General features: G+C 64.4%; 22 protein-coding genes. 19 read left to right on the top strand and 3 right to left on the bottom strand.

The features are described from left to right. Positions 1 to 54: 54 nt before the first annotated feature. A complete protein-coding gene (gene dksA / locus AKG11_RS05410) occupies positions 55 to 474 on the top strand; it encodes an RNA polymerase-binding protein DksA (RefSeq protein ID WP_024271077.1) in 420 nt (139 codons plus the stop codon). Positions 475 to 647: 173 nt separating this feature from the next. Here dksA and AKG11_RS05405 read toward each other — a convergent pair whose 3' ends face one another. Beyond that, positions 648 to 1,634, bottom strand: a complete 987-nt coding sequence (locus AKG11_RS05405) for a flagellar biosynthetic protein FliO (protein WP_023516819.1) — start codon at positions 1,632 to 1,634, stop codon at positions 648 to 650. A gap of 313 nt (positions 1,635 to 1,947) precedes the next feature. Here AKG11_RS05405 and cckA point away from each other — a divergent pair, with 313 nt between their 5' ends. From cckA to AKG11_RS05340, 13 genes are all read left to right on the top strand, one after another. Then, positions 1,948 to 4,566 (top strand): cell cycle histidine kinase CckA, encoded by a 2,619-nt coding sequence (cckA, locus tag AKG11_RS05400; protein ID WP_050743193.1) that lies wholly within the window; start codon positions 1,948 to 1,950, stop codon positions 4,564 to 4,566. A 352-nt stretch (positions 4,567 to 4,918) separates the two neighbouring features. After that, positions 4,919 to 5,227 carry an FtsB family cell division protein gene (locus tag AKG11_RS05395; RefSeq protein WP_023516821.1) on the top strand — a complete coding sequence of 103 codons (309 nt, stop codon included), beginning with the start codon at positions 4,919 to 4,921 and terminating at the stop codon, positions 5,225 to 5,227. 149 nt (positions 5,228 to 5,376) lie between these two features. After that, positions 5,377 to 6,423, top strand: coding sequence for a pyruvate dehydrogenase (acetyl-transferring) E1 component subunit alpha (gene pdhA, locus AKG11_RS05390; RefSeq protein ID WP_023517283.1), 1,047 nt, complete (start codon positions 5,377 to 5,379; stop codon positions 6,421 to 6,423). Between the two features lie 17 nt (positions 6,424 to 6,440). After that, positions 6,441 to 7,826: a pyruvate dehydrogenase complex E1 component subunit beta gene (locus AKG11_RS05385; RefSeq protein WP_050743192.1), complete on the top strand. Its 1,386-nt coding sequence runs from the start codon at positions 6,441 to 6,443 to the stop codon at positions 7,824 to 7,826. A gap of 15 nt (positions 7,827 to 7,841) precedes the next feature. Further along, complete coding sequence (locus tag AKG11_RS05380; RefSeq protein WP_024271075.1) at positions 7,842 to 9,191, top strand: pyruvate dehydrogenase complex dihydrolipoamide acetyltransferase; 1,350 nt, start codon at positions 7,842 to 7,844, stop codon at positions 9,189 to 9,191. Positions 9,192 to 9,206: 15 nt separating this feature from the next. Continuing rightward, a complete protein-coding gene (locus tag AKG11_RS05375) occupies positions 9,207 to 9,848 on the top strand; it encodes an SGNH/GDSL hydrolase family protein (protein ID WP_023513283.1) in 642 nt (213 codons plus the stop codon). 66 nt (positions 9,849 to 9,914) lie between these two features. Beyond that, positions 9,915 to 10,175, top strand: a complete 261-nt coding sequence (locus AKG11_RS05370) for a YdcH family protein (RefSeq protein ID WP_023513282.1) — start codon at positions 9,915 to 9,917, stop codon at positions 10,173 to 10,175. A gap of 88 nt (positions 10,176 to 10,263) precedes the next feature. After that, positions 10,264 to 11,709: a dihydrolipoyl dehydrogenase gene (gene lpdA, locus AKG11_RS05365; RefSeq protein WP_050743191.1), complete on the top strand. Its 1,446-nt coding sequence runs from the start codon at positions 10,264 to 10,266 to the stop codon at positions 11,707 to 11,709. A 90-nt stretch (positions 11,710 to 11,799) separates the two neighbouring features. Next, positions 11,800 to 12,777: a lipoyl synthase gene (lipA, locus tag AKG11_RS05360; RefSeq protein WP_050743190.1), complete on the top strand. Its 978-nt coding sequence runs from the start codon at positions 11,800 to 11,802 to the stop codon at positions 12,775 to 12,777. 71 nt (positions 12,778 to 12,848) lie between these two features. Continuing rightward, positions 12,849 to 13,412: a P-loop NTPase family protein gene (locus AKG11_RS05355; protein WP_050743189.1), complete on the top strand. Its 564-nt coding sequence runs from the start codon at positions 12,849 to 12,851 to the stop codon at positions 13,410 to 13,412. A 10-nt stretch (positions 13,413 to 13,422) separates the two neighbouring features. Further along, positions 13,423 to 13,986, top strand: a complete 564-nt coding sequence (locus AKG11_RS05350; protein ID WP_050743188.1) for a P-loop NTPase family protein — start codon at positions 13,423 to 13,425, stop codon at positions 13,984 to 13,986. Positions 13,987 to 13,995: 9 nt separating this feature from the next. Beyond that, entirely contained in the window at positions 13,996 to 14,445 is a 450-nt protein-coding gene (locus AKG11_RS05345) for a type II toxin-antitoxin system RatA family toxin (RefSeq protein ID WP_023513277.1), read from the top strand. Positions 14,446 to 14,503: 58 nt separating this feature from the next. Further along, positions 14,504 to 15,367 carry a hypothetical protein gene (locus AKG11_RS05340; protein WP_050743187.1) on the top strand — a complete coding sequence of 288 codons (864 nt, stop codon included), beginning with the start codon at positions 14,504 to 14,506 and terminating at the stop codon, positions 15,365 to 15,367. 1 nt (position 15,368) lies between these two features. Here the strand turns inward: AKG11_RS05340 and AKG11_RS05335 are convergent, their stop codons facing one another. Together AKG11_RS05335 and AKG11_RS05330 are read right to left on the bottom strand one after the other, a co-directional pair. Then, on the bottom strand, positions 15,369 to 15,866 hold the full coding sequence (locus AKG11_RS05335) for a CinA family protein (RefSeq protein ID WP_088016470.1): 498 nt from the start codon (positions 15,864 to 15,866) through the stop codon (positions 15,369 to 15,371). Positions 15,867 to 15,868: 2 nt separating this feature from the next. Then, on the bottom strand, positions 15,869 to 17,080 hold the full coding sequence (locus AKG11_RS05330) for a bifunctional 2-C-methyl-D-erythritol 4-phosphate cytidylyltransferase/2-C-methyl-D-erythritol 2,4-cyclodiphosphate synthase (RefSeq protein ID WP_050743185.1): 1,212 nt from the start codon (positions 17,078 to 17,080) through the stop codon (positions 15,869 to 15,871). Between the two features lie 145 nt (positions 17,081 to 17,225). Between AKG11_RS05330 and dusB the strand changes: the two genes are divergently transcribed. The 5 genes from dusB to AKG11_RS05305 all read left to right on the top strand — a co-directional run bounded on the left by dusB (position 17,226) and on the right by AKG11_RS05305 (position 24,682). Further along, positions 17,226 to 18,251, top strand: a complete 1,026-nt coding sequence (dusB, locus tag AKG11_RS05325; RefSeq protein ID WP_050743184.1) for a tRNA dihydrouridine synthase DusB — start codon at positions 17,226 to 17,228, stop codon at positions 18,249 to 18,251. Further along, positions 18,248 to 19,396: a two-component system sensor histidine kinase NtrB gene (locus AKG11_RS05320; protein ID WP_050743183.1), complete on the top strand. Its 1,149-nt coding sequence runs from the start codon at positions 18,248 to 18,250 to the stop codon at positions 19,394 to 19,396. Before dusB ends, AKG11_RS05320 begins: the two co-directional genes overlap by 4 nt. Beyond that, positions 19,396 to 20,850 (top strand): nitrogen regulation protein NR(I), encoded by a 1,455-nt coding sequence (gene ntrC, locus AKG11_RS05315; protein WP_023513271.1) that lies wholly within the window; start codon positions 19,396 to 19,398, stop codon positions 20,848 to 20,850. Before AKG11_RS05320 ends, ntrC begins: the two co-directional genes overlap by 1 nt. A gap of 207 nt (positions 20,851 to 21,057) precedes the next feature. Then, positions 21,058 to 23,328, top strand: coding sequence for a sensor histidine kinase NtrY-like (locus AKG11_RS05310; RefSeq protein WP_050743373.1), 2,271 nt, complete (start codon positions 21,058 to 21,060; stop codon positions 23,326 to 23,328). After that, positions 23,318 to 24,682, top strand: a complete 1,365-nt coding sequence (locus tag AKG11_RS05305; protein ID WP_023513269.1) for a nitrogen assimilation response regulator NtrX — start codon at positions 23,318 to 23,320, stop codon at positions 24,680 to 24,682. The genes AKG11_RS05310 and AKG11_RS05305 overlap by 11 nt, the downstream gene beginning before the upstream one ends. Positions 24,683 to 24,710: the final 28 nt, after the last annotated feature.

The following is a 24,710-nucleotide window of genomic DNA, read 5'->3' as shown; positions in this document are numbered from 1 at the left end:
CGTTACCCGTGGGGATATACAGCGCGCCTTGAGATGTTCTTCAGGAGAATCGCGTTGAGTGAGAAGATCGATCTTAGCAATTTCGTCCTCGATGAGGGCGATGAATTCATGAACGCAAACCAGCGGGCTTACTTTCGAGCAAAGCTGAACGCCTGGAAAAACGACATCCTGCGCGAAGCGCGCGAAACCCTCGACCATCTGGCAGAAGAAAGCGCCAATCATCCGGATCTTGCGGACCGGGCGTCTTCGGAAACCGACCGTGCCATCGAACTTCGGGCACGTGACCGCCAGCGCAAGCTGATCTCCAAGATCGATGCGGCGCTGCAACGTCTCGACGAAGGCACTTACGGTTACTGCGAGGAAACAGGCGAACCGATCGGCCTCAAGCGTCTCGACGCCCGCCCGATCGCCACGCTTTCGATCGAGGCGCAGGAGCGCCATGAGCGTCGGGAGAAGGTGTATCGCGACGAGTAGACCTTTCCTGCGGATCTGAGGAGGTCCGAGGGCAGGCTTCGCGGTAATCGAACACCGGATGTTTCCGGTGCCGGCAGGTTTCGTGTTGTTCGGTGCTGGCAAGACCAAAATTAAAGCCGCCGGAAACCTCGTGTTTCCAGCGGCTTTTTTCTGTGCGGTTCGGACCGGTTGTCTTACGCCTTGCGATTGGCGGCAATTTCACCGAGCAGGCGCGCCATCTCCGCCTCCGTTTCCTCGCGGCTCTTTGCGACGGGCTGTCCATGACCGATCGTGGCGGCGGTCTGCGTCGGGTTGAGCGTCGGCTGGGCGGCTGTGTGAGCGGTCGTGCCGGCGGCGGCACTGCTGGCCATCTCGGCCTCCAGGATCTTTTCGAACTCGCTGACCAGCGCCGGGTTGTCGGCAAGCTGGGGCGTCGGCTTGGCGAGCGTCGGCGTCGCCATCGGGCGCTGCACCGTCTGGCCGGCGGTCGCCTGTGTCGTGTGCGTTACCGTGGACTGGGGCAGGACGCGCTGGCGGTTCTGTTCGAGGACGTCCTCGATGCGGCGCTCCGGCGTACGCTGCTGCATGGCCGTCTGCGCCTGCTGGGTCGTCTGGACCGGCTGGCTCACCGCCTGCGCCGGAGTGGTGCGGGGAGCGGTGTCGTCCTCACCGGCATAGAGCACCCTGGTCATCGCCGAGACGCCCTCCGGCGTTGCCGCCGGGCGGCGCTCCACCGTGCCGTTGGTCGATGCGACAGCACCGGCCGAGGCGGTGGTGCGGGCGGCGATCGCGGGTTCGGCCGCCTTCGCCACTGTTTCCTGCAGCACCGGTGCGGGCTCGGCACGCTCGGTCCTCTGGTTGGTCTTTTCCGTTGGCTGGGTATGGTCAGCCGACGGGAGGGCGATGCGCGTTTCGATGACGATGTCGGTCGGGCCGCCGATCATCAGGAGGTGTTCCACGTCGTCCCGGCGTATCAGGACGAGGCGGCGGCGCGTGTCGATTGCCGCGGCATCGAGCACGGCAAGGCGCGGCGCACGGTTGCGCCCGCCGCGGATGAAGGGCGAGGAGGGGCGGCCCCGGATGATCCAGAGCACCAGCGCGAGGCAGAGAAGGCCGAGCAGCACCACCACCGCGGCGATGACGAACTTCGTGCCGTTCTCTGCGAGAATCTCCTGGAACATGGCGCGGTCACTCCTTCTCAGCAGTTTTGGCCCAGCAGTTCGGCCTTTCGGGCCGATTGGCTGCATTTGACGGCTTTTCCCGGGGTCCTACAAGCGCGGTATACCGGTTGTCCAGCACGGATTGCCGTCGTCATCGTCGCGTAAGTATGGCAGGTTAGGGAAATTGCGATGTTTGAGCCGGGAATATTCCCTGTGAATTCGCGGCCTTGCTTCCCCTCGACGGCTTTTTGCGCTTCCCTCGTGCGGATAAACATGATTCTGGCATCGGGTTCGGGTCAAGCGCAAGACCCGGACTGTTGCAGACGAGGGACTGATGACGACGATGAAGCGGCCGGACGGGGATAATGTGCCGATCGTGGACCGCGGCGTGCGGTCGGCGGTGGCGCTGCGTGTGGTGCTGCTCGCGGTCGTGCTGGCGGCTTCGGCGGGGGCGTTCATCGTCTTCAAGAACCAGCTCGACAACGAGCTCGTGCTCGGAGTTCTCGGCGTTCTCGCGATGGCCGGCATCTTCTTCGTCGTTTCCGCGCTGATCGGCTTCATCGAGGTCATGCCGCAGGCGGCGCGCTCGGATGATCTGGCACGCGCCTTTCTCGATGCGCATCCCGATGGCACGGTCGTCACCGACCGCAAGGGCCGCATCGTCTACGCCAATGCGGCCTATGGCGCGCTGACGGGGGCGAACGGCGCTGCCGAGGTGCAGACGCTCGAGACCCTGCTGTCGCGCAATCGCGACGCGACCGAAGCCGTCTATCGCCTGACCAACGGACTGCACGAAGGCAAGGAAGGCGCCGAGGAGTTCCGCGTCCAGAAGCCGCTCAACCCGGCCGGCTCCGGCGGCTCGGGCGCGCAGTGGTATCGCCTTAAGGCGCGTATCCTGCCGAACCGCGACAAGCCGAAGCAGCCGCTCTATATCTGGCAGATTTCCAACATCACCTCCGAGCGGGACGACCAGGAGCGCTTCTTCAAGGAATTGCAGAACGCCATCGACTATCTGGACCATGCACCGGCTGGTTTCTTCTCCGCGGGCCGCAAGGGCGAGATCGTCTACCTGAACGCGACGCTTGCCGAATGGCTCGGCATCGATCTTGCGAAGTTCCATCCCGGCTCGCTGTCGATCGCCGAGATGGTGGCGGGCGAGGGGCTGGCGCTTATCCAGTCCGTGCAGGCCGAGCCTGGCCTGAAGCGCACCGAATTGCTCGATCTCGACCTGCGCAAGACGAACGGCCAGAGCCTTCCGGTGCGCATCGTGCACCGCGTTTCCACGACGCGCGACGGGGCGCCCGGCGAAAGCCGCACCATCGTTCTTGCGCGCGAGGAGGGGAGCGCGAACGATCAGTCCGCCTCGATTGCCTCCATGCGCTTCACGCGCTTCTTCAACAACACGCCGATGGCCATCGCCTCGGTCGATGGCGGCGGCCGGATCCTGCGCACCAACGCGCCATTCCTGAAGCTGTTCTCGGGCGTCGTCTCGCGCGACGATATCGACCGCGGCGCCAAGCTCGAGACCATCGTGCACGAGACGGATCGCTTGCGCCTGCAATCGGCGCTCGATGCCGCGAAGGACCGGCAGGGCGACATCGCGCCGATCGACTCGCTGCATCCGGCCGACGACGGCCGGCATTTCCGCTTCTATGTGAACGCCGTCATCGACCAGAGCGACGAGGCGCCGGAGGAGGCGGCCATCGTCTATGCCGTCGAGATCACCGAGCAGAAGGCGCTCGAGACGCAGATGGCGCAGACGCAGAAGATGAATGCGGTCGGCACGCTCGCCGGCGGCATCGCGCACGACTTCAACAACGTGCTGACGGCGATCCTGCTTTCCTCCGACCACCTGCTTCTGTCCGCGCGCCCGTCCGATGCGAGCTTTGCCGATCTCATGGAGATCAAGCGCAACGCCAACCGGGCGGCGGTGCTGGTGCGCCAGCTGCTTGCCTTCTCGCGCAAGCAGACGATGCGCCCGACCGTGCTCAACCTCACCGACGTCATCGGTGACCTGCGCATGCTCGTCGATCGCATGACCGGCACCAACGTCAAGATCGATGTCGAATATGGCCGCGACCTCTGGTCGGTGAAGACCGATCTCGGCCAGTTCGAGCAGGTGCTGATCAATCTTGCGGTCAATGCGCGCGACGCCATGCCGGAGGGCGGCACCATCACCTTCCGCACCCGCAATGTGGAGGCCGACGAGGCGGCGGCACGGAACCTGCGCGATCTGCCGCCGGGTGACTATGTGGAAGTGGACGTGGCCGACCAGGGCACCGGCATCCCGCCCGAAATCATCGACAAGATCTTCGAGCCCTTCTTCACCACCAAGGAAGTCGGCAAGGGCACAGGGCTGGGCCTTTCGATGGTCTATGGCATCGTCAAGCAGTCCGGCGGCTACATCTATCTCGATTCCGAAGTCGGCAGTGGCACGACCTTCCGCATCCTCATGCCGCGCCATATCGAAGAGGTGGTGCCGGCGGAAGCGGCGGGCGCGGTGCAGGCACTGTCGCAGGCCGGCGGTCAATCGACGGCCGTGGCCGCGCGGGAAGCGGACAAGGAGCCGCGCGACCTTACCGGCGGTTCGGCCGTGGTGCTGCTCGTGGAGGACGAGGAAGCGGTGCGGCGCGGCGGCAAGCGCATGCTGGAGACCCGCGGCTACACCGTCCACGAGGCCGGGTCCGGTGTCGAGGCGCTCGACATCATGGAAGAGCTGAACGGTGCCGTCGATATCGTCGTCTCCGACGTGGTCATGCCCGAGATGGACGGTCCGTCGCTGCTGCGCGAGCTGCGGAAAACCTATCCGGACCTCAAGTTCATCTTCGTCTCGGGCTATGCCGAGGACGCCTTTGCCCGCAACCTGCCGGCGGACGCCAAGTTCGGCTTCCTGCCGAAGCCGTTCTCTCTGAAGCAGCTTGCCGAGGCCGTGCGGGAAATGCTCGACGCCTGAGCCTTCAGGCAATCGCATAGGGAATTCGACAGTGCCTTTCTTTCCTTCTCCCGGTGGGGAGAAGGTGGCCCGAAGGGGTCGATGAGGGGGGGGACGGATCATTTGCGCCTTTGCCATCCCCTTCATCCGCCTGCCGGCACTTTCCCCCCGTGGGGAGAAGGGGAATGAGGCAGCGGCTTCCTTCCAAATGCGATTGCTCTGTCTCGGCTCCTGACGGCACCGGCCTTTCAACGGAAAAACCGGGGCCGCATCGGCAGATGCGGTTTTTTCTTTGCCCAACCATCATGGTCAATGGTCGGTTAACCGCTTGCCGCTAGTGTCGTACCCGTATTGCGTATCGGGACTGCTGTGCATGTGGACCAAACACCATAAGAAGCGGAAATTCGGCCGGCTGGCGTTGCCGGTGATTACAGTCGCATTCCTTTCCTACTTCGGCTATCATTCCGTCCATGGCGATTTCGGCCTCAGGGGGATGGAGGAGCTCGAACGGCAGAGAGTAGAGCGTCAGGCGCGCCTGGACGTCCTCGTGCGGCAGCGTCAGATCCTGGAAAAAGAGGTGGCCCTGATGAGCGATGGCTCGCTCGAGCGTGACATGCTCGACGAAAAAGCACGCTCCTATCTCAACATGTCCAGAGCCGACGAAATCGTTATTTTCCATTGAAGAAGTCGATTAACCGAAATCTGGTTAATCGTAAATATGCCTTACTAATCAATGGGTTGGGAAGAATATAAGCCATGCATTTATGGCATTGCTGAGGCGGGCTTTCTCCCCTATGGTTTCCTCCAAGAGGCAAACATAGGGAGGAACGAATGGCTCCGCGTAAAACCGCGTCCACGTCCAGCCGCAAAACCGCGGCAAAGCCTGCAAAGAAAGACTTCACCGGCGGCACGATTGCCGAGTTCTCCAAGGAAGACGATCTTCACGCCTATCGCGAAATGCTGCTCATCCGGCGTTTCGAGGAAAAGGCTGGCCAGCTCTATGGCATGGGCTTCATCGGCGGCTTCTGTCACCTCTATATCGGCCAGGAAGCGGTCGTCGTCGGCATGCAGCTGGCGCTGAAGGAAGGTGACCAGGTCATCACGGGTTATCGTGACCACGGCCATATGCTCGCCTGCGGCATGAGCCCGCGCGGCGTGATGGCGGAACTGACCGGACGTCGTGGCGGCCTTTCCAAGGGCAAGGGCGGCTCCATGCACATGTTCTCCAAGGAAAAGAACTTTTATGGCGGCCACGGCATCGTCGGCGGGCAGGTTTCGCTCGGCACGGGCCTTGCCTTCGCCAACCGCTACCGCGGCAACGATAATGTCTCGCTCGCCTATTTCGGCGACGGCGCTGCCAACCAGGGCCAGGTCTACGAGAGCTTCAACATGGCCGCTCTCTGGAAGCTGCCGGTCGTCTACGTGATCGAGAACAACCGCTACGCCATGGGCACGTCCGTTTCGCGCGCCTCCGCCCAGACCGATTTCTCGCATCGCGGCGCATCCTTCAACATCCCCGGTTACCAGGTGGATGGCATGGATGTGCGTGCCGTAAAGGCCGCTGCCGATGAAGCCGTCGAACATTGCCGCTCGGGCAAGGGGCCGGTCATCCTCGAGATGCAGACCTACCGCTATCGCGGTCACTCGATGTCCGACCCGGCGAAGTACCGTTCGAAGGACGAAGTGCAGAAGATGCGTTCCGAGCACGACCCGATCGAGCAGGTGCGCGCCCGCCTTCTGGAAAACAAGTGGGCAAGCGAGGACGATCTCAAGCAGATCGACAAGGACGTCCGTGACATCGTCGCCGACAGCGCCGATTTCGCGCAGGCCGATCCGGAGCCGGATGCATCCGAACTCTACACCGACATCCTGCTGTAATCCGGGGAGGGACACCAATGCCAATCGAGATTCTCATGCCCGCCCTGTCTCCGACCATGGAGGAGGGTACGCTCTCCAAATGGGTGAAGAACGAGGGTGACACCGTCAAGTCCGGCGACGTGATTGCCGAAATCGAAACCGACAAGGCGACGATGGAAGTCGAGGCCGTCGATGAAGGCGTGATCGGCAAGATCCTGATCGCCGCCGGCACCGAGGGCGTCAAGGTGAACACGGCGATCGCCGTGCTGCTGCAGGACGGCGAGAGCGCCGACGCGGTCGCCGCGCCGAAGGCAGCCGCCAAGCCCGCTGAAGCCGAGGCGCCGAAGGCCGTCGAGCCGGCACCTGCCGCCGCTGCCGCGCCCGTTCCGGCGCAGCCGAAGGGCGAAGTTGCCGCTGATCCGGATATTCCGGCCGGCACCGAAATGGTGGCGACGACGGTGCGCGAAGCGCTGCGCGACGCCATGGCGGAAGAGATGCGCCGCGACGACGACGTCTTCGTCATGGGCGAGGAAGTCGCCGAATACCAGGGTGCCTACAAGATCACGCAGGGCCTGCTGCAGGAATTCGGCGCCCGCCGCGTTATCGACACCCCGATCACCGAGCATGGCTTTGCCGGCGTCGGCGTCGGTGCGGCGATGACCGGCCTGAAGCCGATCGTTGAGTTCATGACCTTCAACTTCGCCATGCAGGCGATCGACCAGATCATCAACTCCGCGGCCAAGACGCTCTACATGTCCGGCGGCCAGATGGGCGCGCCGATCGTCTTCCGCGGCCCGAATGGCGCTGCAGCGCGCGTCGCGGCCCAGCACTCGCAGTGCTATGCCGCCTGGTACAGTCACATTCCGGGCCTCAAGGTGGTCATGCCCTACACGGCGGCCGACGCGAAGGGTCTCCTGAAGGCGGCGATCCGCGACCCGAACCCGGTCATCTTCCTCGAAAACGAAATCCTCTACGGCCAGAGCTTCGATGTGCCGAAGATGGACGATTTCGTGTTGCCGATCGGCAAGGCGCGCATCCACAAGAAGGGCAACGACGTCACCGTCGTCTCCTTCGGCATCGGCATGACCTACGCGCTGAAGGCGATTGCGGAACTGGAGAAGGACGGCATCGACGTCGAGCTGATCGACCTTCGCACCATCCGCCCGATGGATCTGCCGACGGTCATCGAATCCGTCAAGAAGACGGGCCGCCTCGTCGTCGTCGAAGAGGGTTATCCGCAGTCCTCCGTCGGCACCGAGATCGCGACCCGCGTCATGCAGCAGGCCTTCGACTATCTCGATGCGCCGATCCTGACGATTGCCGGCAAGGACGTTCCGATGCCCTACGCCGCGAACCTCGAAAAGCTGGCGCTGCCGAATGTCGGCGAAGTCGTCCAGGCGGTCAAAACCGTCTGCTACAAATAAGGGGAGGGCGCCGAAATGCCGATCAACATTACGATGCCCGCCCTCTCGCCCACCATGGAAGAGGGCAACCTCGCCAAGTGGCTGGTCAAGGAAGGCGACACCGTGAAATCCGGTGACGTCATCGCCGAGATCGAGACCGACAAGGCGACGATGGAAGTCGAGGCCGTCGACGAGGGCGTTGTCGCCAAGATCGTCGTGCCCGCCGGTACTGAAGGCGTCAAGGTCAACAGCCTGATCGCCGTCCTTGCCGCCGACGGTGAAGATGTGTCGGCAGCCGCTGCCGGCGGTGGTTCCGCGCCGAAGGCGGAAGCCAAGCCTGCCGAGGCCAAGGCCGAAGCGCCGAAGGAAGCAGAGAAGCCCGCGGCCGCAGCCGCGCCGGCTGCTGTCGCTGCCAGCACCGGCAACGGTCATTTCGTCGGCAACGGCCTCTTCTCTTCGCCGCTCGCCCGGCGTATCGCCAGGGATGCCGGCGTCGACATCAAGTCGGTCTCCGGCTCCGGCCCGCACGGCCGCGTGGTGAAGAGCGATGTCGAGAAGGCGATCGCCTCCGGCGGTGCCAAGCCCGCCGCCGCCGCAGCAGCCCCGGCTGCCGCCGCCTCCGCAGCGCCCGCCGCGGCCCCCAAGGGCATGTCGGAAGAGGCCGTGCTCAAGCTGTTCGAGCAGGGCTCGTACGAGCTCGTGCCGCATGACGGCATGCGCAAGACCATTGCCAAGCGCCTGCAGGAATCCAAGCAGACGATCCCGCACTTCTACGTCTCCGTTGACGTCGAGCTCGATGCGCTGCTGGCGCTGCGCGCCCAGATCAACGGTTCCGCGCCGGAGAAGGACGGCAAGCCGGCCTACAAGCTCTCGGTCAACGACATGGTCATCAAGGCGATGGCACTCGCCCTGCGTGACGTGCCGGATGCCAACGTCTCCTGGACCGACACGAACATGGTCAAGCACAAGCACGCGGATGTCGGTGTCGCCGTTTCCATCCCGGGCGGCCTGATCACGCCGATCATCCGCAAGGCGGAGCTGAAGAGCCTGTCGGCCATCTCCAACGAGATGAAGGATCTCGGCAAGCGGGCCAAGGAACGCAAGCTGAAGCCCGAGGAATACCAGGGCGGCACGACCGCGGTCTCCAACATGGGCATGATGGGCGTCTCGAACTTCGCTGCGGTCGTCAACCCGCCGCATGCGACGATCCTGGCTGTCGGCGCGGGCACGGAGCGGGTGGTGGTCAAGAAGGGCCAGATGGTCATCGTCAACGCGATGACGGTCACGCTCTCCACCGACCACCGCTGCGTCGATGGCGCGCTGGGTGCCGAACTGCTCGGCGCCTTCAAGCGCTACATCGAGAGCCCGATGGGGATGCTCGTCTGATAGCGGAGTGCGGCCATGAAGACGGTTCTCTGCTACGGCGACAGCCTGACCTGGGGTTACAAAGCGGAAACGCTCGACCGGCACGCCTTCGAGGATCGCTGGCCGAGCGTGCTCGCCAAGGCCCTCGGACCGGGTGTCACCGTGATCGCGGAGGGCCTCAACGGCCGCACCACCGCCTATGACGACCACATGGCGGACTGCGACCGCAACGGCGCGCGCATCCTGCCGACCATCCTGCACAGCCACGATCCGATTGACCTCGTCATCCTGTTGCTCGGCGCCAATGACATGAAGCCGGTCGTTTGCGGCACCGCCTTCGGCGCCGTGCAGGGCATGGAGCGGCTGGTGTCGCTCGTGCGCCACCATGCCTGGTCGTTCGGTGACCAGGAGGGGCCGGAGGTGCTGATCGTCTCCCCGCCGCCGCTGTGCGAAACCGCGAACACCGCCTTTGCGGCGATGTTCGCCGGCGGCGTGGAACAATCGGCGATGCTGGCGACGCTCTATGCGGACCTGGCGGACGAAGCCGGCTGCGGCTTCTTCGATGCGGGCGCGGTGGCCGAGACCACGCCGCTCGACGGCGTGCATCTCGATGCGAAGAACACGCGGGCGATCGGCAAGGGTCTCGAGCCGGTCGTGCGCATGATGCTCGGGCTTTGATCGGGATCAAGGAGTGAAGGCGCGGGCGCGCTAGGCTGGCACCATCATCAGAAGAAGGAGATGGACATGCCGAATACCCCGCACCAGCTGGCAGAGGAATTTCCGGAGCACCTGGCCAAGATCCGCCACCTGCGCGAGGTCGATGGTCATTTCCACCGGATTTCCGAGGAGTATCAAGCGGTGAATCTCGCGATCCACCGCGCCGAGACGGATATCGAGCCCGTCGCCGACTTCCACATGGCCGACATGCGGAAGGAGAGGATGCGGCTCAAGGATGAAATCTACGGGATGCTGATGCGGCCGGAAAAGGTCGAGCAGCTTCCCTGAGGGGCGGAGTGCTTCCGCTTCTCGTCAAGGCCGTGGCGGCGGTTGGCCGACTGTGGCGCAGAAGAACAACAGAGGAGTGGAAGCGCTCATGTCGAATGCCTACGACGTCATCGTTATCGGTTCGGGTCCGGGCGGCTACATCGCCGCGATCCGCGCGGCGCAATTGGGCCTGAAGACGGCCATCGTCGAGCGCGAGCATCTCGCCGGCATCTGCTCCAACTGGGGCTGCATTCCCACCAAGGCGCTGCTGCGCTCGGCCGAGATATTCCACTACGCCCAGCATCCGGGCGACTATGGCATCAAGATCGAAGGCTCGGTGACGCCGGACCTGAAGGCGATCGTTGCCCGCTCGCGCGGCATCGCCCAGCGCATGAACGGCGGCGTCGGCTTCCTGATGAAGAAGAACAAGGTCGATATCATCTGGGGTGAAGCCAAGATCACCAAGCCGGGCGAGATCGTCGTGTCCAAGACGACCAAGGCGATCCAGCAGCCGCAGGCGCCGCTGCCGAAGAATGTTCTTCCCGAAGGCACGTACACCGCAAAGCATATCGTCATCGCCACTGGCGCGCGTCCGCGCGCACTGCCCGGCATCGAGCCGGATGGCAAGCTGATCTGGACCTATTTCGAGGCGATGAAGCCGGAAGAGATGCCGAAGTCGCTGCTCGTCATGGGCTCGGGCGCCATCGGCATCGAATTCGCCTCCTTCTACCGCACGCTCGGCGTCGATGTGACGGTTGTCGAGGTGATGAAGACGGTGATGCCGGTCGAGGATGCGGAAATCTCCGCACTCGCCAAGAAGCAGTTCGAAAAGCAGGGCATGAAGATCCATCTGGAGGCGAAGGTCACCAAGGTGGAGAAGGGTGCGAACTCGATCACCGCCCATGTCGAGATGAAGGACGGCAAGGTCGAGAAGATCACCGCCGACCGGATGATCTCCGCCGTCGGCGTTCAGGCCAATGTGGAAAACATCGGCCTTGAAGCCGTCGGCGTGAAGACCGACCGCGGCTTCATCGCCATCGACGGTTACGGCAAGACGAACGTACCGGGCATCTACGCGATCGGCGACGTCGCCGGTCCGCCGATGCTGGCCCACAAGGCGGAGCATGAGGCCGTCATCTGCATCGAGAAGATCGCGGGCCTGCCGAACGTGCATCCGATGGACAAGTCGAAGATCCCGGGCTGCACCTATTGCCATCCGCAGGTCGCCTCGGTCGGCCTGACGGAAGCCAAGGCCAAGGAACAGGGTCGCGACATCCGCGTCGGCCGCTTCCCCTTCGTCGCCAACGGCAAGGCGATCGCGCTCGGCGAAGACCAGGGTCTCGTCAAGACGATCTTCGACAAGAAGACCGGTGAACTGCTCGGCGCGCACCTCGTCGGCGCGGAAGTGACCGAGCTCATCCAGGGTTTCGTCATCGCCATGAATCTGGAGACGACCGAGGAAGAACTGATGCACACGATCTTCCCGCATCCGACCATTTCGGAAACGCTGAAGGAAAGCGTGCTCGATGCCTATGGGCGTGCACTGAACGCTTGAACGTGCTAAAGCCCGCCTCCACATGGAGGCGGGCCCGCTAATTTCCGGTCCGCAAGGGGTGTTGGCGCCCCACAGGAAAGTGGAATCGACATGGTCACCATTCTCGACCGCACCAATCTTGATCCCAACGCCCCGCGCGTTCGCCACCCGGAAAAGGCCCATCGGCCCGACACGGAAGTGCTGCGCAAGCCGGAATGGATCCGCGTCAAGGCGCCAGTGTCCAAGGGCTATCAGGAAACGCGCGATCTCGTGCGCTCCCACAAGCTGGTGACAGTGTGCGAAGAGGCCGGCTGCCCGAACATCGGCGAGTGCTGGGACAAGAAGCACGCGACGTTCATGATCATGGGCGAGATCTGTACCCGCGCCTGCGCCTTCTGCAACGTGGCGACGGGCAAGCCGAATGCACTCGACATGGCGGAGCCGGAGAACGTCGCCAAGGCCGTCAAGCAGATGGGTCTTTCCCACGTCGTCATCACCTCCGTCGACCGCGACGACCTCGCCGATGGCGGGGCGGAGCATTTCGAGAAGGTGATCTGGGCGATCCGCGAAGCCTCGCCGCTGACGACGATTGAAATCCTGACGCCGGACTTCCTGAAGAAGCCGGGCGCGCTGGAGCGTGTCGTTGCGGCCAAGCCTGACGTCTTCAACCACAACATGGAGACCGTGCCGGGCAATTACCTGACGGTTCGTCCGGGTGCACGCTACTTCCACTCCGTCCGCCTCCTGCAGCGCGTGAAGGAGCTGGACCCGACCATGTTCACCAAGTCGGGCATCATGGTGGGCCTCGGCGAGGAGCGCAACGAAGTGCTCCAGCTCATGGACGACCTGCGCACGGCGGATGTCGATTTCCTCACCATCGGCCAGTATCTCCAGCCGACCCGCAAGCACCATGCCGTCATGAGCTTCGTGACGCCGGAGGAGTTCAAGTCCTACGAGACCGTCGCCTATTCCAAGGGCTTCCTGATGGTCTCTTCCAGCCCGCTGACGCGCTCCTCGCACCATGCCGGCGACGATTTCGCACGGCTTCGGGCCGCGCGCGAACGCAAGGTTCTTGCCGCCGCGGAATAGACTTTTCCTCAGCCTTCCTTTAAGCCCCGCCGTCCCGCCCGACGGCGGGGTTTTGCGTTTCGGGGGTGGCGATGACGGTTTCGATCACGATCGACGAAGCGGCCGAGCGACTGGAGACGGCGAACCGTGTGCTGGTTATCGGCTGCTCGGGCGGCGGCAAGTCGACGCTGTCAAAGGCGCTCGCCGCGCGGTTCGGCCTGGAGTACCAGTCGATCGACCGGGACGTGCGCTGGCTGCCCGGCTGGCGCGAGCGCGATCCGGCCGCGCGGCTCGATATCCTGAAAATGCTGGTGGCGCGGGAGCGCTGGATCATGGACGGCAGCAATCCGTCCACCTTCGACCTGCGCGTGCCGCGCTCGGATCTCGTCATCTGGGTGCGCATGCCGCGGCTCACCTGCCTTCTCGGCGTCGCGCGTCGTGTCTGGCGCTACCACGGCACGGTGCGGCCGGAAATGGCGGCGGACTGCCCGGAACCGCTTCCGGACCGCACCTTCCTCGACTACATCTGGAATTTCGAGAGAAAATCTGCACCGGTCTTCATCCGCAAGCTGGAGCAGCATGGCGAAGGCGTACCGCTCGTCACCCTGTCTTCGCGACGTGAGGCGCGCCGCCTGCTGACGCGCGTCGGCGCATAGGAGAACCACCATGATCGCCATCACGAAAGAGACCGCCGCCGCGCGGCTGAACACGGCGGAGCGCGTGCTGGTCATGGGCTGCTCGGGCAGCGGAAAATCGACGCTGGCGCGAAAGCTGAGCGAGCGGCTCGGCCTACCCTATGTCTCCATGGACCGCGAGATATTCTGGCTGCCGGGCTGGATCGTGCGACCGCGTGCGGAGGCCTTGATGCGCCTTCAGGCGATCGTGGCGGAGGAGCGCTGGATCATCGACGGCACCAGCCCTGGCACCCTACCGGTGCGCCTGCCGCGCACGCATCTCGTCCTCTGGCTTCGCCCGCCGCGCTGGGCGTCGCTCTACGGCGTCCTGTCGCGCTGGCTGAAATTCCGCGGCCGGTCGCGGCCGGAAATGGCCGATGGCTGCCCGGAGCGGATGACACGCGAGTTCCTCGCTTACATCTGGAACTTCGAGAAGACGGAGAGCCCGGAAATCAAGGAGAAGCTTGCGGCATATGGACCGGATGTGCCGGTTTGCGTGTTGAAATCGAAGGCCGAGAACCGGGAGCTACTTGCCATCCTCGCGCGGCAATATTAGCTCTCGGCCATGCCACAGTTCGAAACCCGCCGTCCGGTTCCCCATACGCCCGAGCAGATGTACGACCTCGTCGCCGATGTCGAGCGCTATCCGGAATTCCTGCCGCTCTGCGAAGGGCTTACGGTGCGCTCGCGCAAGGAACGCGACGGCAAGGAACTTCTGATCGCCGACATGACCGTCGGCTACAAGGCGATCCGCGAGACGTTCACGACGCAGGTTCTTCTCAACCGCGCCGAACGGGCGATCGACGTCAAGTATATCGACGGGCCGTTCCGCTATCTCGACAATCGCTGGCGCTTCGAGCCGCTGCCGGACGGCGGATGCTCCGTGCATTTCTTCATCGACTACGAATTCAAGAGCCGGATTCTCGGCGCGCTGATGGGCTCGATGTTCGACCGCGCCTTCCGTATGTTCACCGAGGCTTTTGAAAAGCGCGCGGCCACGATCTACGGCGGCTGAACAAAACCGGCCGATCATCCGTCATTCACCCTAGATATCAACGGCCGGGAGGCGGACGATGGGTGCTGTGACGATGGGACGTTTGCGCTGTTTTCTGCTGGCTGCTGCGATCTTCGCGGCCGATGCGGCATCCGCCGAGCCCGATCTGGCACTCCTGCGCAAACCCGGAAGCTATGTGCTGCTGCTCGATGCGGACAAACGTCCGATCGCCGGCAATTACTGGCTGTCCGAAGGGCTGAAGGTGAGCACGCACTCACGCAATCCCGGCTCCTATCCCCAGCCGCTGCTCTACACCGACCGGGATTTTCCGCCCGGCCGCATCGCCAATATGTATCTCTTCCTCAACGGCAAGGAGACGGTGACGCCGGATATCCGCGCGGTGCCGGTCGGGGAGACGGTGACGGTGACGCGCAAGCACGAACCGATGGGCCTGCTTGCCGGAAAGGTCGAGGCGCGAAACCTTACCTACACGCTGACGACCGTCGCCGTTGCCTCGGACATCATAGGGGGCGCAAAACTCCTCAGCCGGATTTACGAGATCGCGCCGGTGGATCCGGCGAACAAGGAGATGGATTGGGGGCGGAGGGTCTATATCGAGACCCTCGATCTCGACATTTCCCGCGAGCAGGCGGCGCGCGTCGCCGATATCGAGACCGGCAAGGCCGGCAGCACGGGCGATTTCGAGGGCATCTATGCCAGCCGTTTGCTGAGCAGCGACGACTACACGAAATGCATGACGGAAAAGCGGGCCGGCAAGGCGTATCAGGACGCCGTTCGCCGCGAAAAGGAGACGAACGACGCCTGGATGGCCAAGGAGTATCTCGCGACCGGCGTTCCCTGGTGGGAAGCGACCGACGCGAAGGTCCGCATGGAGGCCTTGCTCGACGTCACCGGCCTCTGTCTGCCGGGGTCGACGAAATAGCTCAATCGGCCTTCGACAGCTCGATCAGCATGTCGAGGGCGGTCCGCACCGTCGCAAGCCGCACGGCGCTGCGGCCGATATCGCCGTAGCGCATCTCCCGGTGCAGCGTCGCATGGCCCCGGCGGGCGGCGGCGAGATGTACGAGGCCGACGGGCTTTTCCTCCGAACCGCCGCCGGGGCCGGCAATGCCCGTCACCGCCACGGAAATGTTTGCGCCGGAATTGCCGATGGCGCCTTCGGCCATCTCGATCGCGGTCGGGCGGGAGACGGCACCGTGCGCCTTCAGCGTCGCATTGGCGACGCCGATCATCTCGCGCTTCGCCTCGTTGGAATAGGTGACGAAGCCGCGGTCGAAGACGTTGGAGGAGCCGGATATTTCGGTGATCGCGCCGGCGATGAGGCCGGCGGTGCAGGATTCGGCGGTGGCGATCAAAAGGCCGCGCGCCGCAAAATCGGTGACGATCGTCTGTGCGGCCTCTTCGATGTCCTTTGGCCAGATGCTCATGCGTCGGTCCCCTTATAGACGACGGTCGCGGTGGCGATGGCGGCGATGCCTTCGCGGCGGCCGATAAAGCCGATCTTCTCGTTGGTCGTCGCCTTGACCGAGCAGCGATCGATGGAGATGCCGAGGAAATCGGCAAGGTTTTGGCGCATCGCCTCGCGATGCGGGCCGACCTTCGGCGCTTCGGCGATCAGCGAGACATCGGCATTCATGATGACGCCGCCCCTGGCGCGCACGATGCCGGCGGCATGTTCGAGGAAGATGCGGGACGCCGCGCCCTTCCACTGCGGGTCGGAGGGCGGGAAATGATCGCCGATATCGCCCGCGCCGCAGGTGGCGAGCAGGGCATCGGTCAGCGCATGCAGCGCGACGTCGGCGTCGGAATGGCCGGAGAGTTTCTGGTCGTGCGCAATGAAGAGGCCGCAGAGCGTGACGCCGTCGCCTTCCACGAGTTGATGCACGTCGTAGCCGTTGCCGGTGCGAACGTCGGGCAGGGCGGTGGCGAGGCGCTGGTCGGCCATGGCGATGTCCTTCTGTAGGGTAAGCTTGACGTTGCCGGCGCCGCCTTCGACGAGGTGGACGCGCACGCCCGCCCATTCGGCGATCGAGGCATCGTCGGTAAAGTCCGTGCGGCCGGAGGCGCTGGCGCGGCGATGGGCTTCCAGGATCGTCTGAAAATGGAAGGACTGCGGCGTCTGGGCAGCGAAGAGGCCGGAGCGGGAGACGGTTTCGGCGACATTGCCGTTGGCGTCCGCGCGCTTCAGCGTATCGGCGACGGCGACGGCCGGCAGCACGGCGCGGGCGCCATGTTGGAAGGCGGTCAGCGTGCGCTCCAGGATGGCGGGCTCGACGAAGGGGCGCACGGCATCCTGGATGAGGACATGCGTGATGTCGCCTTCCGCAAGCACTTCGAGGCCGGCGAGAACGGACTGCTGGCGCGTCGCGCCGCCGGTGACGACCGTCAGGCGGTCGCCGGCGGGCAAGGATTGCGCGCGTGCATTCTCGAAAAGGGCTACGTCATCGGGATGTATCACGACCACGATACGCCGGGCGGGCAGCCAATTGACAAAGAGATCGAGCGTATGGGAGATGACCGGCCTTCCGCCGATGCGGCGGTACTGCTTGGGGCCTTCGGCATGGCTGCCCGCCCGTTCGCCGCGACCGGCGGCGACGATCACCACACCGCAGGATAGCGCATTTTCCGCCAGCATCTGGTCTCGTAGCTCCCGTTTCAAAGCGATTTGAGGTGGTTTAGCCGGAAGGGTGCCGCAATTCCAGCGCTGTAAGGAAAATTGCGGGCATGCAGGATTGCAGCTTGGCAAGAACGAGAACAATGGCTAAAAATAGTGCAGAGAGATGACTTGCTTGAAAGATGAGCATTTGACGATCCCCAGCCTGTCAGCGCCGCTCGACGTCGGCGGCCGGACCCTGCGCAACCGGGTGGTCCTCGCGCCGATGTCCGGCGTCACGGACCTGCCGTTCCGCGATCTCGCCTGGCGTTTCGGCGCGGGGCTGGTCGTTACGGAGATGGTGGCGAGCCGGGAGTTGGCGCTGAACGCGCGGGAAAGCTGGTCGCGCATTCGCAATTGCGGCATCCGGCCGCATATGGTGCAGCTCGCCGGGCGCGAGGCGCACTGGATGGCCGAGGCGGCGCGGATCGCCGAGGGCGAGGGCGCCGATATCATCGACATCAATATGGGCTGCCCTGCCAAGAAGGTGATCGGCGGTTATTCCGGTTCGGCGCTGATGCGCGATCCCGACCATGCGCTCGGGCTGATCGAGGCGACGGTCGGCGCAGTGAAGGTGCCGGTCACGGTGAAGATGCGGCTCGGTTGGGACCACGATTCGCTGAACGCGCCGCATATCGCCGCGCGCGCCGAGACGGCGGGGGCGGCGATGATCACCGTGCACGGGCGCACGCGCATGCAGTTCTATGAAGGCAAGGCGGACTGGGACGCGATCCGCGCGGTGCGCGACGTGCTGACCATCCCGCTGGTGGCCAACGGCGACGTCGACACGGCCGAGGACGCGCGCGAGGTCCTGCGGCGCTCGGGCGCGGACGCGGTGATGGTCGGGCGCGGGGCGCAGGGCCGGCCATGGCATCCGGCGGTGCTGGCGGGCGCGGCGGCGCATCCTTCGACGGAGGAGATCGCGGCGGTTGCGGTGGAGCACTATCGCATGATGCTCGACTTCTACGGCGTCGAGGCCGGGCTGCGCCACGCGCGCAAACATGTCGGCTGGTATCTGGAGCGTTTTGCACCCGGCTTTACGGGGCCGGCCAAGGCGGAGATCATGACGGCGCGCGACAGCGATGCCGTCGCCGACAGGCTCGCGACGGCGCTGCTTGCGGGTGGCGCAGCAAGGCTCGGAGAGGCGGCATGACGGACAGGCCCTTCGACCAGAATGCCGCGAAGGCGCCGGACCTGGCGCTCGCCGTGCTCAACGCCATCCAGAATCCTGTCATCCTCGTCGATGCGCGCGGGCTGATCGCCTTCGCCAATTGGGAAGCCGAATCCTTCTTCGGGTCGAGCGCCGGCTATCTCTCGCGGCACGACATCTCCAATTTCATTCCCTTCGGCAGCCCGCTGCTGACGCTGATCGATCAGGTGCGCGAGCGCAAGGCCCCGGTCAGTGAATACCGCGTCGACCTGAGTTCACCGCGGCTCGGGGCGGAAAAACTGGTCGATATCTATGTGGCGCCTGTCACGACCGAGCCGGGTTCGGTGGTGGTCGTCATCCAGGAACGCTCGATGGCCGACAAGATCGACCGGCAGCTGACCCATCGCGGGGCGGCGCGTTCGGTGACGGGCCTCGCCTCCATGCTGGCGCATGAGATCAAGAATCCGCTTTCCGGCATCCGCGGCGCCGCGCAGCTTCTCGAAACCTCCGTCATCGACGAGGACCGTACGCTGACCCGGCTCATCCGTGACGAGACGGACCGCATCGTCTCGCTGGTCGACCGCATGGAGGTGTTTTCCGACGAGCGGCCGGTCGATCGTGTGCCGCTCAATATCCATTCGGTGCTCGACCATGTGAAGGTGGTCGCCAAGGCGGGTTTTGCGCGCAACATCAAGATCACGGAACTCTACGATCCGTCGCTGCCGCCGGTCTTTGCCAACCGAGACCAGCTCGTGCAGGTGTTCCTCAACCTGATCAAGAACGCTTCCGAGGCGATCGGCGACCGGCCGGACGGCGAGATCCAGCTTACGACCGCCTATCGTCCGGGCATCCGCCTTTCCGTTGCCGGCACGCGGGAAAAGATCTCGCTGCCGCTGGAATTCTGCGTGCACGACAACGGGCCGGGCGTGCCGGCGGATCTCCTGCCGCACCTCTTCGATCCCTTCATCACCACCAAGACCAATGGTTCGGGCCTCGGGCTCGCGCTGGTCGCCAAGATCATCGGGGGGCATGGCGGCATTGTCGAATGCGACAGCCAGGCCTCCCGGACCACCTTCCGCGTGCTGATGCCGGCCTCCCGCGGCGTCAGCGAAGACGACGACTTTTCCAAGACCAAAGGACATGATTGATGACAGGCGCCACAGTCCTCGTTGCCGATGACGATGCCGCGATCCGCACGGTTCTCAACCAAGCTCTCAGCCGCGCGGGTTATGACGTGCGCATCACCTCCAACGCGGCGACGCTGTGGCGCTGGATCGCCGCCGGCGAGGGCGACATCGTCGTCACCGACGTCGTGATGCCCGACGAGAACGCCTTCGACCTCCTGCCGCGCATCAAGAAGGCGCGGCCGGACCTGCCGGTGCTCGTGATGAGCGCCCAAAACACCTTCATGACGGCGATCAAGGCCTCGGAAAAGGGTGCCTACGACTACCTGCCGAAACCCTTCGACCTCACCGAGCTGATCGCCATCATCGGCCGGGCCCTCTCGGAGCCGAAGCGCAAGCCGGCGCGGCTCGACGACGACACGCAGGACGGCATGCCGCTCGTCGGCCGCTCGGCGGCGATGCAGGAAATCTACCGCGTGCTCGCCCGTCTCATGCAGACGGACCTGACGCTGATGATCACCGGCGAATCGGGCACCGGCAAGGAACTGGTCGCCCGCGCGCTGCATGACTACGGCAAGCGCCGCAATGGACCGTTCGTCGCGATCAACATGGCGGCGATCCCGCGCGACCTCATCGAATCGGAACTGTTCGGCCACGAGAAGGGCGCCTTTACGGGCGCGCAGAACCGCTCCACCGGCCGCTTCGAGCAGGCCGAGGGCGGCACGCTGTTCCTCGACGAGATCGGCGACATGCCGATGGATGCACAGACGCGGTTGCTGCGCGTACTGCAGCAGGGCGAATACACCACCGTCGGCGGGCGCACGCCAATCCGCACCGACGTGCGCATCGTCGCAGCGACCAACAAGGACCTGAAACAGTCGATCAACCAGGGGCTTTTCCGCGAGGACCTTTACTATCGCCTCAACGTCGTGCCGCTGCGCCTGCCGCCGCTGCGCGACCGGGCGGAGGATATTCCCGATCTCGTGCGCCACTTCGTGCAGCAGGCCGAGAAGGAAGGGCTCGACGCCAAGCGCTTCGACCAGGAGGCGCTGGAACTGATGAAGGCGCATCCCTGGCCGGGCAACGTGCGCGAACTCGAAAACGTCGTGCGCCGCCTCACCGCGCTCTACCCGCAGGACGTCATCTCCCGCGAGATCATCGAGGCGGAGCTGCGTGCCGACATTCCCGACAGCCCGATCGAGAAGGCAGCGGTCCGAAGCGGCTCGCTCTCCATCTCGCAGGCCGTCGAGGAGAACATGCGGCAGTATTTTGCAAGCTTCGGCGACGGCCTGCCGCCGGCCGGGCTCTATGAGCGCGTGCTGGCCGAGGTGGAGTATCCGCTGATTCTCGCCGCGCTGACAGCGACGCGCGGCAACCAGATCAAGGCGGCCGACCTGCTCGGCCTCAACCGCAACACGCTGCGCAAGAAAATTCGCGAACTGGGTGTATCTGTATACAGAAGCTCGCGTTCTGCTTGACTTAACGGCAGGGGGCGTTGCATTTTGGCCACAATCTGTTGCTTGAGGGTAACAGAGGGGTTTGCGGCCGAATAGGCTTGCGTGCCTGATCGTCATGGATGCGGGTACGAATGTGGCCGGTCCCTCATGCGGTCGGCGCTACTCCGGAAAACACGAGAAGAACGCCGGCGCCCTTCGGGATGCCCGGCCGGGGAAGCGATGCGGCAGATGACGGAAGGCGTGAGCCTGCTTTCGAACGAGAATGGAAAGGGAGCGACCGGCGATCGACGGGCCTCTTTTGCCCTGCCTGGTCTGGTGCTGGCTGGCGGTGCCCTCGTTGCCGCGACCATCTCGCTGTTCATCCTGCTCGGCCTGACGCCGATCAAGCCGGAGGCGAACGTCGTCATCGCCTCGGCGGCGATCAACGCGGTCTTCATCGTCGGCCTGATGGTCCTGATCGGCCGAGAGATCCTGCGTCTCCTGCGCGCGCGCCGCCGCGGACGCGCCGCTGCCCGCCTGCATGTGCGCATCGTGGCGCTCTTCTCCATCGTCGCGATCACGCCCGCCGTGCTCGTTGCCATCTTCGCCTCCATCACGCTCGATGTCGGCCTTGACCGCTGGTTCTCCATCCGCACCCAGTCGATCGTCAGTTCCTCGCTCAATGTGGCGCAGGCCTACGTCCTGGAAAACGCAAGCTATCTGCAGGGCCAGACGGCGTCGATGGCGAACGATCTCGATCGCAACCGCCAGCTCTACAGCCTCGACCGCACGGGCTTCGTCGATCTGATGACGCGGCAGGCGCGCGGGCGCGGCATGCTCGGCGCCTTTCTGCTGCGGGCCGACGGTTCGACCATCCTGCAGGCCAATATCCAGATCGAGAACCCGCTGCCGGCCGTGCCGGAAGATGCGCTGAAGGCGTCTGCGGCCGGCCAGCCGACGCTCATTCCGCCGGGTGCCACCAATCTCGTCGGTGCCATCATCAAGCTCGACAATATTTCCGACGCCTTCCTCTACACGATCCGCACCGTCGACCCCGAAGTGATGCGCTCCATGCGGCTGATGGAGGAGAACACGGCGGAGTACCGGGCGCTCGAGGCCGGGCGCACGACGCTGCAGATCGCCTTCGGCGTGCTCTATCTCGGCTTCGCCCTCATCGTGCTGCTCGCGGCGATCTGGACGGCGATCGCCGTCGCCGACCGCATCGTGCGGCCGATCCGCCAGCTGATCGGCGCGGCGGACAGTGTTGCCTCGGGCAATCTCGATGTCAGCGTACCGGTGCGTACCGTCGATGGCGACGTCGGCAACCTCTCGCGCACTTTCAACAAGATGATCGCGGAAATCCGCGCGCAGCAGGAGCAGATCCTTGACGCGAAGGACGAGGTCGACCACCGCCGCCGCTTCATCGAGGCGGTGCTTTCGGGCGTGACGGCGGCGGTCATCGGCGTGGAAGACGACGGGCGCATGACGATCGCCAACCTTTCGGCCGAAATCCTGCTCGGGCGAAACGCCAACGACCTGATCGGCCAGCCGCTGACCGCGGTGGCGCCGGAAATCGCGGCGGTGCTGGCCGAGGGGGCTACCCGCCACCGCAACAACTACCGCAAGCAGATCAACATCATGCACGGCGGCAAGGAGCGGACGCTCAACGTGCAGGTGACGCGCGAGGAGGCGAAGGACGCCAAGGAATCCTACGTCATCACTATCGACGACATCACCGATCTCGTCATCGCGCAGCGTTCGACCGCCTGGGCGGACGTGGCGCGGCGCATTGCGCACGAGATCAAGAACCCGCTGACGCCGATCCAGCTTTCGGCCGAACGTATCCGTCGCCGCTACGGCAAGCAGATCGATCCGGAGGACCGCGCGGTCTTCGACCAGTGTACGGACACCATCGTGCGCCAGGTCGAGGATATCGGCCGCATGGTCGATGAGTTCTCCGCCTTTGCACGCATGCCGAAGCCGACGAAGGAGCGGTCGGACCTGCGCAACATCCTCAAGGATGCTGTCTTCCTGCGCGAGATGGGCAATACCCATGTCGATTTCCGCAAGGATCTCGGCGAGGTTCCGCTCGAAGGCCTGTTCGATACGCGCATGCTTGGCCAGGCCTTCGGCAATCTCATCAAGAATGCGGTGGAGGCCATCGAGGCCCTGCCGCCAGAAGTGACGCGCGAGGAGCGGAAAATCCTCGTGCGCGCGACGCCCGACGACGCAGGACGGCGGTTCGTCGTTGATGTCATTGACAACGGCAAGGGGTTGCCGACGGAGAACCGGCACCGGATTCTCGAACCCTACATGACGATGCGCGAGAAGGGCACGGGGCTCGGCCTCGCCATCGTGAAGAAAATCATCGAAGACCACGGCGGGCAGCTGGAACTGCATGATGCCCCGGCGGATTTCGACAACGGCCATGGGGCGATGATCCGTGTGATCCTGCCCTACGAGGAAACGGCGGCCGTCGATGCGGACAAGAAGAGCAAGGAAGTGAGCCATGGCGTCTGATATTCTTGTGGTGGATGACGAAGAGGACATCCGCGAGATCGTTTCCGGCATTCTTTCGGACGAAGGGCACGAGACGCGCACGGCCTATGACAGCGACAGCGCGCTGGCCGCGATCAGCGACCGCGTGCCGCGCCTCGTCTTCCTCGATATCTGGATGCAGGGCAGCAAGCTCGACGGCCTCGCGCTGCTCGACGAGATCAAGAGCCGCCATCCGGACCTGCCGGTCGTGATGATTTCGGGCCACGGCAATATCGAGACGGCCGTCTCGGCGATCCGCCGCGGCGCCTATGATTTCATCGAGAAACCGTTCAAGGCGGACCGGCTGATCCTGATCGCCGAACGGGCGCTGGAGAACTCCAAGCTGCGCCGTGAGGTGACGGAGCTGAAGAAGCGCTCCGGCGACCCGGTTGAGCTGATCGGCACTTCGGTCGCCGTCTCCCAGCTGCGCCAGAACATCGAAAAGGTCTCGCCGACCAACAGCCGAATCATGATTCTCGGCCCCTCCGGCTCCGGCAAGGAGCTGGTGGCGCGCATGATTCATCGCAAGTCGAGCCGGGCGAGCGGGCCGTTCGTCGTGCTCAACGCGGCGGCGATCACGCCCGAGCGCATGGAGATCGCGCTGTTCGGCACCGAGGGCACACCCGGCCAACCGCGCAGGACAGGGGCGCTTGAGGAGGCGCATGGCGGTATCCTCTATCTCGACGAGATCGGCGAGATGCCGCGCGAGACGCAGAACAAGATCCTTCGCGTGCTCGTGGATCAGCAGTTCGAGCGCGTCGGCGGTTCGAAGCGGGTGAAGGTGGATGTGCGCATCATCTCCTCCACCGCCTACAATCTCGAAAGCCTGATCGCCGAAGGCGGTTTCCGGGAAGACCTCTACCACCGGCTTGCCGTCGTGCCCGTGCGCGTGCCGCCGCTTGCCGAACGGCGCGAGGACATTCCCTTCCTCGTCGACATGTTCATGCGCCAGATCAGCGAGCAGGCGGGTATCCGCGCCCGCAAGATCGGCGACGACGCGCTGGCGGTGCTCCAGGCGCACGACTGGCCCGGCAACATCCGCCAGCTCCGGAACAATATCGAGCGGCTGATGATTCTCGCGCGCAGCGACGGTCCGGATACACCGATCACCGCCGACATGCTGCCGACGGAAGTGGGCGACATGCTGCCGAAGATTTCCACGCAGGGCGACCAGCACATCATGACGCTGCCGCTGCGCGAGGCGCGCGAAATGTTCGAGCGGGACTATCTCATCGCCCAGATCAACCGTTTTGGCGGCAACATTTCCCGTACGGCGGAATTCGTCGGCATGGAACGCTCCGCGCTCCATCGCAAACTGAAGTCGCTTGGCGTATAAGGCGCCAAGCGACTTGAGGGATTCTTGG

Origin of the sequence: Shinella sp. SUS2, from assembly GCF_001262505.1 — a bacterium.
GTDB lineage: Bacteria > Pseudomonadota > Alphaproteobacteria > Rhizobiales > Rhizobiaceae > Shinella.
This window is presented reverse-complemented; position numbering and strand designations above follow the sequence as displayed.